This window comes from Poseidonocella sp. HB161398, from assembly GCF_005870025.1.
Classification (GTDB): domain Bacteria; phylum Pseudomonadota; class Alphaproteobacteria; order Rhodobacterales; family Rhodobacteraceae; genus Mangrovicoccus.
Map to the genome: position 1 here is coordinate 36,582 of NZ_VATA01000036.1, position 11,217 is coordinate 47,798.

Consider the following 11,217-nt stretch of genomic DNA (forward strand, 5'->3'; position numbering starts at 1 on the left):
GCGCTACTGGAAGCTGCGGGCGCGGTTCTCGGCGCGGCCGGGGCCGACGCGGGTCGGCATGCTGTCCTGCACGACCTCGGTGCTGTCGATCGAATAGCGCGCCGCGCCCGGATCGAGCGTTGCCGAGATATAGGGCCGCTGCCGCCCGCCGCCGGGCTTGTCGGCGGCCGCGACCAGCGCGTGGAATTCGACCGGCCGGCCCTCGAAATCAGTGAAGCTGCCGACCGAAGTCTCGCCCTGGCTGGGGATCGAGGCCCAGTGGCGGAAGAGGTCGACCGGGCGGATCGGCTCCACCTCGGAGAGGAGCCCGTCGCCGAAGAACTCGCCATCGGTCGAGGGGTTGGTGCGCCCGGTGAAGCCCGCCCCCGGCACCAGCGCGCCAGCCACCTGGTTGGCATCGGCCTGGAAGTTGTTGTGGTCCGCGCCGATGATGATGCCGCCCCCAGCCTGGGCGATCTCGGAGATCTCGTTGACGGTCAGCGCCGCGCTGGAGCCGTCGACCCCGGGGAAATTCGACTCGCTGCTGTAATCGGTGTTGCGGATCAGCAGCGTGCCGTCGAGCAGCAGGTTGCGCTTGCCCGAGGCGTAGAAGGCCCGGAACGCGTCCAGGTCGCTGCTGCTGAACATCCCGCGGCGGTTGCCCGCATCCACCACGATCACGTCATAGGCCGAGGCGCCGAGCACCGCCGCCGTTTGCCCGCCCGAGCTGTGGCGCAGATAGGTCACGTCGAAGGCCTCGCCGCCGCGGTAGCTGTTGAGATAGGCGACGATCGCCTTCCGGTGGCCTTCGGTCAGCTTCGGCTCGTAGACCGAGCTATGGACCCAGAGGACCGCCACCGGCTCGGCGCGCAGGGCCGCGGGCAGGAGGGCGAAGAAGACGCAGAGGAGAAGGAAGAACCGTCGCATGAAATAACCGGTGGCCTGACGCTCCGCGACTATGCGCGGGGCGGGGGCGTTTTTCAATTCCGGTTGTTGCCGGAGGCCGCGGAATCGGGTTTCATCGCCCCGGTAGCATTCATTAACGGCGGGCCTGAACCTTGCGCTCCATCGCGATTTCCCTCCTTTGCCTGGGCTGCCTGGCGCTTCTGGGCGGGGCCGCGCATCTGACGCTCCGGGCCTGCGCGCTCGACCTGCCCCGCTGGATGTCCGTGCCCGGCGCCTGCCCTGCCCCGGCGGAGACCCGGCAGGCGGTCGCGCTTGCCCGGCTCGATGCGCAGCGCTCGGACCTGCTGCAGCGGATCGCGCTGGCCGAAAGCCAGCTCTCGCGGCTGCAATGCGACGCGGCGGGGCCCGATCCGCATCGCGCCCTCGACCCGGCCGACTGGCGGCGCGGCGATCTGGAGGCGCTCTATGGCTGCTGGGATCTCAGCACCGGCTACCAGACCCGCAACACCGAGACCGGCGACGAGGTCGGCTATCCCGCCTGGCAGATCTGCTTCGACGCCAAGGGCAACGGGCTGCAGAAGATGCGCGACATGGACGGGGTCGCCTGCGAGGGCCCGGTCAAGGGCGGCTTCACCGAGGCCGGCGCGCTGCAGATCGAGGAGGCGGAGAACCTGCCCTGCGGCGATGGCGGCTATATCCACCGCCGGGAATTCACCTGCACCGCGACAGCGGGCGCGGCGAGCTGCGACACGCTGCAGCCCGAGACCGGCGGGCGGATGGCGGTGGAGTTCCGCCGCTCCGCGCGGGAGCTCTGAGATGCCCGGGCGCGGGATGCTCGCCGCCCTGATGCTGGCCGCCAGTGCCGGAACGGCGGCCGCGCAGGCCTCCACCCCCGAGGATCTGGTGCGCTGGATCTACGAAAGCACCCTCGCCCGGCAGGGCGGCGCAGAGGCCGGGTTGCGCTACCTGACCGCGCCCGGCCAGCGGCAGAGCTTCCTCACCGCGCGGCTCTCGGCCTTCTACGACGCCAATGACAGCTATGGCGACGACCTTCTGATGGCCTGCATCGACTACGATCCCTCGATCCCCGGCCAGGACTTTTCCGAGGCCGAGATCGCGGGCTCGCTCGATATCGCCTCCGACGGCTCGGAGGAGGAATGGCGTGTGACGGCCAGCTTCACGACGTTCGGCACCCCCGCCCGCGTCGCCTATGTCTTCCGCCCCGAGGCCGGGAGCTGGAAGCTCGACGATATCGAGACGAATGGCGCGGCGCTCTCGGCGATCCCCTGCAGCCCGAAGGCCGGGGACGCGCCCTTCCTGCGCGGGACGGGCTACTGCTACGACACCGGGTCCTCGCAGCTCGTCCTCGATATCGGCGGGCGCGGCAGCGGGCTGGCCAGCCTGGAATCCTGGCAGTCGACCGGCCATTTCTGCGGGCTGCGCGACGAGGTGCTGGCGCCGACCGGCACGGGCTGGGTGATGAACAGCAGCGAATTCGGCCGCGTCTGCACCGTCGCCTTCGACATCCAGCCCGATAACGGCATCCGTCTGAGCACCTCGGGCTCCTGCACGCCCTATTGCGGCGCGGCGGCGGAAATGGACGGGCTGGTCTTCCCCGGCTCGTCGCAGCGGCCCTGCGTGGGCATGCCGCGGAACTGAGATCAGGCCCGGCGCGACCCGCGCCAGAGCGCCAGCCAGGGCCCGGCCGCGACCCGTGCCGTCGCCGCGAGGACCAGGAGGCAGAGCACGGCTTTCGACACCGTGCCCATGGTCCCCTCGATCAGCAGCGCATGCGCCACGCTGCCCGCGACCGTCACCGCCGCCAGCCCGGTATGGGCCAGCCGCCAGGTCCGCGCGCGCAGGCGGAGCCGCTGCCGCAAAGCCGCGAGCGCCGCCGCCGCGAAGACCGCCCACATGGCGATCACCCCCCAGACCGAGAAGGGCGTCGGCGAGGCGAAAAGCAGCGCATCGACGACATCCGGCGGGCTGGTGATCCAGAGCCCGGCGACATGCGCCGCCACGGCAGCGGCCAGCGCGGCGCCGACGGCGCGGTGGAGCCTGCGGGCGCGCCGCCCTTCGAGCCCGGGCAGCACGCCCGCGGCCAGGAGCGGCTGCAGGAGGAGCAGCGCCATGGCGAGGATGCCGGCGAAGCCCGCGAGGATGTAGACCGGCTGGCGCCAGGCCAGCAGCGGGCTTGTCGCAGCGATGGCAAGCGGCACGGCCATGGCGGCGAGCGTCGCGGCCCAGATCGCCGCCGGACGGGCGCGCCCGAGCGCGCGGCGGGCCGGGCTCACAGCGGCTGGAGGACGAAATGCGCGCTGAGCGTGCGGTCGCTGCGGCTCGGCATCACCGGGCGCAGGAAGACGGTCTCGAAGGCGCCGCTGTCATAGGCCAGATGGCCATGCGGCTGGCCGAAGGCGGGGACGATCTGCGGCATCTCCAGCCGGAAGGTCCCGTCGGCCGCGGTCAGGGTCGCGCCATGGCTCGCCGGGTCCCGCTCGTGCCCTTCGGTGGTATGCGCCCAGATCTGGATGCGCTGGCCGCCGAGCGGCGCGCCGTCGCCCGCCCGCCGCACCGTGCCGGTCATCCAGAAGCCGCCGCCGCCGATCCGCTCCACCACCGGGGCGCCGGGGCGGTAGTTGTTCGACCCGCCCCGCATCGAGCGGGTGGGCGCCAGCCCCGCCGCGCGGGCGGGCACGATCAGGCCGGACGCGCCGGTCGCCACCAGGGCGCCGGCAGCGGCTGCGAAGGAACGGCGGGTGAAGTCTGCGGCGGACATCGGGACTCTCCTCTCGGCAGGGCGGTCCGGGGGCGGGCCCGGAGGGCCGCAGCGAGGGAACCGCGCAACTGGGGACGCGCGGAGAAGAGGGTAGACGAGTTCGCCCGCGCGATAAACGCCCCCAACATCATTGTGATGGCCGTGGCTCGGAAGTGGCTGGAATTGCCTGGTGGCGCAATCTCCGGGTGAATGGACCCCCACCCGACCAGCGGCGAGATCACGCCAAGACCGGGATTGGCGATGCTGGGGGAAGTGTCGCGGCACGACCATCGTGATGGCCCCGCGGACGGAGCGCGGGGCCTCGCGCCCGGACGGGCCGGGAGACTCTGGCAGGCTGCCGAAACAGCCTGCCCGGCGTCAGGGCACGGCGCAAAATCGGGAAAATGGCCCCGAAGGCAGCTGTTCCCGATCAGCTCTTGGAGCGGCCTCGCCCGGATATGGAAAAGTCTCCTCCCCGGGGATGCCCCGGACCCATGTGTCCGCCCCTGCTAGAACGGGCTGTCGGGATAGTAGAACTGGTCCGCATTCTCCGGCGTCACCAGCACCGAGCCGATGGTGAAGCGCCCCGAGACCGGCGCGCCGGAGACCAGCCCCACCGCGGTCATCTCGATGGCGGTCGCGATCATGCCCGGCGGATAGGTGACATCGGCGGGGATCATCGGGTCGCCGTCGCCGACGCGCTTGATCATCTCCTTCATGCCCGCGCCGCCCAGGACGAACTGGATGTCGCTGCGGCCCGACTGCTCGATCGCGGCAAGCACGCCGACCGCCATGTCGTCATCCGAGGCCCAGACCGCGTCGATCTGCGGATGGCGCGACAGGAAGTCCTGCATCACCGCGAAGGCGTCATCGCGGTTCCAGTTGCCGTGCTCCATGCCGATGATCTCGATCCCCGTCCCCTCGATCGCGGCCTGGAAATTCTCCACCCGCTCGTTGTCGATGGTGGTCGGGATGCCGCGCAGCACCACCACCTTGCCGCCATCGGGCAGGCGGTCGGCGAAGTAGCTGCCCGAGACCCGGCCGAAGCCGGCATTGTCGCCCGCGACGTAGAGATCCTCGATCCCCTCCTGCGAAAGGCCGCGATCGACCACCGTCACCCAGGTGCCGCGCTCCGCCACGGCGGCGACCGGACCGGTCAGCGGCTCGGATTCGAAGGGCAGCACCACCAGCGCGTCGATATTGCGGGTCGCCACCATGTCCTCGATGTCATTTACCTGCTGCGCCGGTCCCGAGGCGGTGGCCAGAACGAAATCGAGCCCGGGATAGACCGCCTCCAGCCGCTCGACGGTCTGCTGCGCGTGGAAGTTCAGCCCCCCTGCCCAGCCATGGGTCGCGGCCGGGATCGAGACGCCGATCACTTTCGCGTCGTCGTCCTGCGCCAGGACGGGGCCCGCCGCCAAGGCCGCGGCGAGGCCCAGATAAGCCAGTGTCTTCATGTTCCTTCCTCCCTTTTGTCGTCTCACTCGCGCGCGGCGGACCCGCGCTGCATCAGCACCGCCAGGATGATGATCGCCCCCTGGATGGCGCCGTTCAGATAGGGGCTGACCATGTCGGTCAGGTTCAGGATGTTGCCGATCAGGCTGAGGATCAGCACGCCGACCACCGTGCCCCAGATCCGCCCCGATCCGCCCTTGAGCACCGTGCCGCCGATGATCACCGCGGCGATCGCCTCGAGCTCCCACAGGAGCCCGGTCGCCGAGGAGGCGGAGCCCAGCCGCGGCACGTACATGATGGTGGCGACCCCGACCAATAGGCCCAGCACCGCATAGGTCGCGAGCCGCACCCGGTCGACCTCGACCGCGGAATAGCGCGCGACCTTCTCGCTGGCGCCGATGGCGGCGCAATGGCGGCCGAAGGGCATGCGCCGCATGGCGATCTCGCCCAGCACCGCGACCGCGGCGAAGACCAGGATCGGCCAGGAGATCCCCGCCACAGTGCCGTAATAGACCGGCCCGTAGAAGCCGCGCAGGTCGAAGCTCAGCGACAGCGTCCCGCCATCGGCCATCCATGTGACGAGGCTGCGGTAGATGCCCATCGTGCCCAGCGTGACGATGAAGGGCTCGATCCCCGCGCGGGTGACGAGGAGCCCGTTGAGGAGCCCCGCGCCGAGCCCCGCCGCCAGCGCCGTCGCCATGCCGATCAGCACCGGCAGCACGCCGACCCCGGTCGCGGGCAGCACGGCGTTCATCACCAGGATCATCAGCCCGGCGATGAAGGCCGCCATCGAGCCCACCGACAGGTCGAGCCCTCCGGCTGTGATCACGAAGGTCATGCCGACTGCGATGATGCCGATGAAGGCGGAACGCGACAGCACATTGGTTATATTGCCGTAGCTGAGGAAATTGCCGTTGATCAGCGTGCCGAGGACCACCAGCGCGATCAGCGCCAGGACCGGGCCGAGCACGTGGAAATCGATCCTGCGGCCGCGCGGCGGGCGGGCGGCCTCCTCCGGTGCGGGGCTCATGCGGCACGTCCTCCCTCGTCCAGTCCCATGGCGAGGCGCAGGATCGCCTCCTCGCCGATCGCCGCGCCCTCGAGCGCGCCGGCGATGGCGCCCTGGCGCATCACCAGGACGCGATGCGCCAGGCCGATCACCTCGGGCAGTTCCGAGGAGACGACGATGACCGAGCGGCCCTCCGCGGCCAGCCCGGCGATCAGCGCGTAGATCTGCTGGCGCGTGCCGATGTCGATGCCGCGGGTCGGCTCGTCGATGACGACGATCTGCGGATCGGCCAGCATCACCTTGGCCAGCAGCAGCTTCTGCTGGTTTCCGCCCGAGAGCTGGCCCGCGGTCATCCGCCGGTCGCGCAGCCGGATGTCATAGCGCCGGATCGCCTGGCCGAGCGCCTCTTCCTCGGCCTCCTTGTCGAGGAAGACCCGGCCGAAGCGCTCGAGCGCCAGCAGCGTCAGGTTCTCCGCCAAGGGCTTGCCGAGAAGGAGGCCGCGCTCTTTCCGGTCCTCGGTCAGGTAGACCAGCCCGGCCGCCCGCGCCGCGGCGAGCGACAGCCGCGGCAGGGCGCGGCCCGCGATCCGCACCGTGCCCGACGCGGGCCGCAGCCCGGCGAGCCCCTCCATCAGCTCGGTGCGCCCCGAGCCGATCAGCCCCGCAAAGCCCAGCACCTCGCCGCGGCGGAGCGCGAAGCTGGCCGGTCCGGCGAGGCCCTCGACCTCCAGCCCCTCGACCTCCAGCACGGTCTCGGGCGCGGGCAGCGGCGGCTTCGGCGCGAAGAGGTCGCCGGGTTCGCGGCCGACCAAGGCGCGGGCCATCGCGTCCTCGGTCATCTCCGCGGCGGGCCCGGTCGCGACCATCGCCCCGTCGCGCAGCACCGTCACCCGGTCGGCCACCGCCGCCACCTCGTCGAGCTTGTGCGAGGTGAAGAGGATCGCGGTGCCCGCATCGCGCAGCTGCGCGACCAGATCGAGCAGCACGGCGGTCTCGCGCCGGGTCAGCACCGCCGTCGGCTCGTCCATGACCAGCACCCGCGCCTCGCGCTCCAGCGCCTTGGCGATCTCGACCATCTGCCGGTCGGAAACCGACAGTTCGGCCACCCGGCGCGCGGGATCGAGACGGCAGCCGAGCCGCGCGAGCAGCTCCGCCGCCCGCGCCCGCATCGCCCGGCGGTCGAGGAAGGGGCCGCGGCGGCGTTCGCGGCCGAGGAAGATGTTCTCCTCCACGGTCAGCGGCCCGGCGAGGTTGAACTCCTGGTGGATCATGACGACCCCGCCCGCCTCGGCCTCGCGGTGCCCGGCGAAGGCGGCCGGCGCGCCGTCGAGCAGCACCCGCCCGGCGCTGGGGTCGAGATAGCCGGCCAGGATCTTCATCGTCGTCGACTTGCCCGCGCCATTCTCGCCGATCAGGGCATGGACCTCGCCCGGGCGCAGGTCGAGGTCCAGCCCGTGCAGCACTTCGATCCCGCCGAAGCTGCGGCTCGCGCCCCTCAGCGACAGGACCGGCGCGCTCATTCCAGCGCCGTCCAGGCCGCGTCGGCCTGCGAGGAGCGGATGCAGGCGGCGACGAAGCGCACCCCGAAGAGCCCGTCGGCAATGCCCGGATAGCTGACCCCGGGATCCGGCCGGGCGCCGGTGCGATGGGCGCGGATCGCCGCCGCCGCCTCGGCATAGATATTGGCGAAGCCCTCCAGATAGCCCTCGGGATGGCCCGCGGGCGTGCGCGAGAGCCGCTGCGAGACGGGCGCCGCCCCCGCGCCGTTGCGGGTCAGGAGCCGCGTCGGCTCGCCGAAGGGGGTGAACCACAGCTTGTTCGGCTCCTCCTGCGCCCAGTCGAGCCCGCCCTTCTCGCCATAGACGCGCAGCCTGACGGCGTTCTCGTTGCCGACCGCGACCTGGCTGCACCAGAGCATGCCCTTGGCCCCGCCCTCGTAGCGCAGGAGCACATGGCCGTTGTCGTCCACCCGCCGGCCCGGCACGAAGGCGTCGAGATCGGCGGCCAGCCGCTCGAGCTTCAGCCCGGTGACGAAGCCCGCCAGATGGACCGCATGGGTGCCGATATCGCCGGTCGCCCCGCCCGCGCCCGAGCGCGCCGGATCGGTGCGCCAGTCGGCCTGCTTGTTCTCCGGCCCGGCCTCCTCGGCCAGCCAGTCCTGCGGATACTCGACCTGCACCACGCGGATCGCGCCGAGTTCGCCCGCCGCGACCATCGCCTGCGCCTGCCGCACCATCGGATAGCCGGTATAGTTGTGGGTCAGCACGAAGAGCATGTCCGACTGCGCCGCAGCCGCCGCCAGGTCCTCGGCATCCTCCAGCGTCGCGGTCAGCGGCTTGTCGCAGATCACGTGGATGCCCGCCGCCAGGAAGGCCTTGGCGGCCGGGGCGTGCATGTGGTTCGGGGTGACGATGGCGACCGCCTCGATCCCGTCGGCACGCGCCGCCTCGGCCGCAGCCATGGCGGCGAAGTCGTCATAGACCCGCTCGGGGTCGAGCCCCAGCGCGCGGCCCGAGGCCCGCGCCTTCTCCGGCGTCGAGGAGAGCGCGCCGGCCACCAGCTGGTACTCGCCGTCGATCCGCGCGGCGATGCGGTGCACCGCGCCGATGAAGGCCCCCTGCCCGCCGCCGACCATGCCCAGCCGGATCGGCCCCGTGCGTTCTTGAAATCGCGTCATCTGTCCAGTCCCAGGATGCGGCGGTTGGCGGCCTCGTCGCTGCCCCCGTCCGCGAAATCGTCGAAAGCGCGCTCGGTCACGCGGATGATGTGGTCCTTCACGAAGGCCGCGCCCTCGCGCGCGCCGTCCTCGGGATGCTTCAGCGCGCATTCCCATTCGACCACCGCCCAGCCGTCGAACCCCGCGGCCGAGAGCTTGGAGAACACCGCGCCGAAATCGACCTGGCCGTCGCCGGGGCTGCGGAAGCGGCCCGCGCGGTCCTTCCAGGACTGGAAGCCGCCATAGACGCCCTTGCGCCCCGTGGGGTTCAGCTCGGCATCCTTCACGTGGAAGGCGCCGATCCGCTCCATGTAGATGTCGAGATTGTCGAGATAGTCGAGCGCCTGCAGCACGTAGTGGCTGGGATCGTAGAGCATCATCGCGCGGGCATGGCCGCCGACCCGCTCGAGGAACATCTCGTAGCTGTCGCCGTCATGCAGATCCTCGCCGGGATGGATCTCGTAGCAGACATCGACCCCCATCTCCTCGGCATGGTCGAGGATCGGGCGCCAGCGCGCGGCGAGCTCGCCGAAGGCCTGCTCGATCAGCCCCGGCGGGCGCTGCGGCCAGGGATAGACATAGGGCCAGGCCAGCGCGCCCGAGAAGCTCGGCATCGCCGTCAGCCCCATGTTGCGCGAGGCGGTCAGGCAGAGCCTGACCTGCTCCACCGCCCATTGCTGCCGCGCCGCCGGGTTGCCGCGCATCTCGGGCACGGTGAAGCCGTCGAACATCTCGTCATAGGCGGGATGCACGGCGACCAGCTGGCCCTGCAGATGGGTCGACAGCTCGGTCACCTCGACGCCGCTTTCGGCCGCGACGCCCTTGAATTCATCGCAGTAGTCCTTCGACTCCGCGGCCTTCGCCAAATCGATCAGCCGGGTGTCCCAGCTTGGCACCTGCACGCCGAGATAGCCGCAATCGGCGGCCCAGCGGGTGATCGTGTCCCAGGAATTGAACGGCGCCTCGTCGCCGGCGAATTGCGCCAGATAGAGCGCCGGGCCCTTCAGGGTCTTCATCTCGTCCTCCCTTCCCTGTGGCGGCCGCGCCGGGCGGCCGCCTGCGGGGTCTTCAGCTCATGTAGCGGTTGACCAGGTTCTCCAGCCGCTCCTGGCGGCCGGAGCGGGGCGCGGGGCGCAGATCGGCCCCGAGCGCGCGGTCGCCGATCTCGGCCAGCCCGCCGGAGAGCAGCTCTGCGGTCTCCGGCGCGTCCCAGCCGGCATAGCGCTCCGCCCGGAGCGCCTCGAGCCGGCCGTCCTCCAGCATGGCGGCGGCGATCTTCAGCCCGCGGGCGCAGACATCGATCGCCCCGGCATGGCCCAGCACCAGATCGGCGGCATCGATCGACTGGCGGCGGACCCGCGCGTCGAAATTGGTGCCGCCGGTGGTGAAGCCCCCCGCTTTCAGCACTTCGTAATAGGCCAGCGCCACCTCGGGGATGTTGTTGGGGAACTGGTCAGTGTCCCAGCCCGACTGGTAGTCGTTGCGGTTCATGTCGATCGAGCCCAGCATCCCCAGCGATGCCGCCAGCGCCAGCTCGTGCTCGAAGCTGTGGCCCGCCAGGATCGCGTGCCCCTGCTCGATATTCAGCTGCACCTCCTTCTCGAAGCCGTAGCGGCTGAGGAAGCCGTGCACCGTCGCCACGTCGTAGTCGTACTGGTGCTTGGTCGGCTCCTGCGGCTTCGGCTCGATCAGCAGCGTGCCCTTGAAGCCGATCTTGTGCTTGTAGTCGATCACCATGCCGAGCATCCGCGCCGCCTGGTCGGCCTCGCGCCCCAGATCGGTGTTCAAGAGCGTCTCGTAACCCTCGCGCCCGCCCCACATCACGTAGTTCTCGCCGCCGAGGCGGTGGGTGACATCCATGCAGGAGCGGATCGTGGCCGCCGACCAGGCGAAGACCTCCGGGTCCGGGTTGGTCGCGGCCCCCGCCATGAAGCGCGGATCGGTGAAGAGGTTCGCCGTGCCCCAGAGGAGCTTCACCCCGGTCTCTTCCATCTTCTCGGCGAAGACGTCGCCGATCTCGTCGAGCCCGGCGATGTTCTCGCGCAGGCTGCCGGTCTCGGGGCGGACATCGGCATCGTGGAAGCAGAAATAGGGCGTGCCGAGGATGCGGAACAGCTCGAAGGCGCTGTCGGCCTTCAGCCGCGCATCCTCCATCGTGCCTCCGGCCCAGGGCCGGTCGAGCGTCGGGCCGCCGAACGGGTCGGTGCCGGTCCAGGCGAGGCTGTGCCAGTAGGCGACGGCCAGGCGCAGATGGTCCTCCAGCCGCTTGCCCAGCACGATCTCGTCGGGATTGTAGTGGCGGTAGGCGTATTCGCCGGTCGCGTCCGGACCCTCGTAGGCGATCTGCGGAATGCCGTCGAAAAAGCGGGTGACTCTGGTGCCGTCCATCTGGGG

Annotated in this window: 11 protein-coding genes; 2 read left to right on the top strand and 9 right to left on the bottom strand. The window is 70.8% G+C overall.

The genetic code is table 11. The features are described from left to right. Window positions 1–3 precede the first annotated feature (3 nt). Window positions 4–906: a hypothetical protein gene (locus FGX59_RS23335; protein ID WP_138469537.1), complete on the bottom strand. Its 903-nt coding sequence runs from the start codon at window positions 904–906 to the stop codon at window positions 4–6. A gap of 131 nt (window positions 907–1,037) precedes the next feature. Between FGX59_RS23335 and FGX59_RS23340 the strand changes: the two genes are divergently transcribed. Both FGX59_RS23340 and FGX59_RS23345 read left to right on the top strand, forming a co-directional pair. Beyond that, on the top strand, window positions 1,038–1,700 hold the full coding sequence (locus FGX59_RS23340) for a hypothetical protein (protein WP_138469538.1): 663 nt from the start codon (window positions 1,038–1,040) through the stop codon (window positions 1,698–1,700). Window position 1,701: 1 nt separating this feature from the next. After that, window positions 1,702–2,544 carry a hypothetical protein gene (locus tag FGX59_RS23345; RefSeq protein ID WP_138469539.1) on the top strand — a complete coding sequence of 281 codons (843 nt, stop codon included), beginning with the start codon at window positions 1,702–1,704 and terminating at the stop codon, window positions 2,542–2,544. A gap of 2 nt (window positions 2,545–2,546) precedes the next feature. Here the strand turns inward: FGX59_RS23345 and FGX59_RS23350 are convergent, their stop codons facing one another. The 8 genes from FGX59_RS23350 to xylA all read right to left on the bottom strand — a co-directional run bounded on the left by FGX59_RS23350 (window position 2,547) and on the right by xylA (window position 11,211). After that, window positions 2,547–3,110, bottom strand: coding sequence for a ferric reductase-like transmembrane domain-containing protein (locus FGX59_RS23350; RefSeq protein ID WP_138469569.1), 564 nt, complete (start codon window positions 3,108–3,110; stop codon window positions 2,547–2,549). A gap of 65 nt (window positions 3,111–3,175) precedes the next feature. Next, complete coding sequence (locus FGX59_RS23355; RefSeq protein WP_138469540.1) at window positions 3,176–3,664, bottom strand: twin-arginine translocation pathway signal; 489 nt, start codon at window positions 3,662–3,664, stop codon at window positions 3,176–3,178. A gap of 488 nt (window positions 3,665–4,152) precedes the next feature. Next, window positions 4,153–5,100, bottom strand: coding sequence for an ABC transporter substrate-binding protein (locus FGX59_RS23360; protein WP_138469541.1), 948 nt, complete (start codon window positions 5,098–5,100; stop codon window positions 4,153–4,155). Between the two features lie 23 nt (window positions 5,101–5,123). Next, the gene (locus tag FGX59_RS23365) at window positions 5,124–6,128 is read right to left on the bottom strand and encodes an ABC transporter permease (RefSeq protein ID WP_138469542.1); all 1,005 of its coding nucleotides are present in this window, start codon (window positions 6,126–6,128) and stop codon (window positions 5,124–5,126) included. Beyond that, the gene (locus tag FGX59_RS23370) at window positions 6,125–7,627 is read right to left on the bottom strand and encodes a sugar ABC transporter ATP-binding protein (RefSeq protein WP_138469543.1); all 1,503 of its coding nucleotides are present in this window, start codon (window positions 7,625–7,627) and stop codon (window positions 6,125–6,127) included. The genes FGX59_RS23365 and FGX59_RS23370 overlap by 4 nt, the downstream gene beginning before the upstream one ends. Next, window positions 7,624–8,784: a Gfo/Idh/MocA family protein gene (locus FGX59_RS23375; protein WP_138469544.1), complete on the bottom strand. Its 1,161-nt coding sequence runs from the start codon at window positions 8,782–8,784 to the stop codon at window positions 7,624–7,626. Before FGX59_RS23375 ends, FGX59_RS23370 begins: the two co-directional genes overlap by 4 nt. After that, a complete protein-coding gene (locus FGX59_RS23380) occupies window positions 8,781–9,839 on the bottom strand; it encodes a sugar phosphate isomerase/epimerase (protein WP_138469545.1) in 1,059 nt (352 codons plus the stop codon). The genes FGX59_RS23375 and FGX59_RS23380 overlap by 4 nt, the downstream gene beginning before the upstream one ends. 52 nt (window positions 9,840–9,891) lie before the next feature. Beyond that, complete coding sequence (xylA, locus tag FGX59_RS23385; RefSeq protein ID WP_138469546.1) at window positions 9,892–11,211, bottom strand: xylose isomerase; 1,320 nt, start codon at window positions 11,209–11,211, stop codon at window positions 9,892–9,894. Window positions 11,212–11,217: the final 6 nt, after the last annotated feature.

Coding starts and splice junctions, on each gene's coding strand:
- FGX59_RS23350 (WP_138469569.1), bottom strand. CDS start 3,110: ATGGCCGTGCCGCTTGCCATCGCTGCGACAAGCCCGCTGCTGGCCTGG.
- FGX59_RS23365 (WP_138469542.1), bottom strand. CDS start 6,128: ATGAGCCCCGCACCGGAGGAGGCCGCCCGCCCGCCGCGCGGCCGCAGG.
- FGX59_RS23355 (WP_138469540.1), bottom strand. CDS start 3,664: ATGTCCGCCGCAGACTTCACCCGCCGTTCCTTCGCAGCCGCTGCCGGC.
- FGX59_RS23335 (WP_138469537.1), bottom strand. CDS start 906: ATGCGACGGTTCTTCCTTCTCCTCTGCGTCTTCTTCGCCCTCCTGCCC.
- FGX59_RS23360 (WP_138469541.1), bottom strand. CDS start 5,100: ATGAAGACACTGGCTTATCTGGGCCTCGCCGCGGCCTTGGCGGCGGGC.
- FGX59_RS23345 (WP_138469539.1), top strand. CDS start 1,702: ATGCCCGGGCGCGGGATGCTCGCCGCCCTGATGCTGGCCGCCAGTGCC.
- FGX59_RS23370 (WP_138469543.1), bottom strand. CDS start 7,627: ATGAGCGCGCCGGTCCTGTCGCTGAGGGGCGCGAGCCGCAGCTTCGGC.
- FGX59_RS23380 (WP_138469545.1), bottom strand. CDS start 9,839: ATGAAGACCCTGAAGGGCCCGGCGCTCTATCTGGCGCAATTCGCCGGC.
- FGX59_RS23375 (WP_138469544.1), bottom strand. CDS start 8,784: ATGACGCGATTTCAAGAACGCACGGGGCCGATCCGGCTGGGCATGGTC.
- xylA (WP_138469546.1), bottom strand. CDS start 11,211: ATGGACGGCACCAGAGTCACCCGCTTTTTCGACGGCATTCCGCAGATC.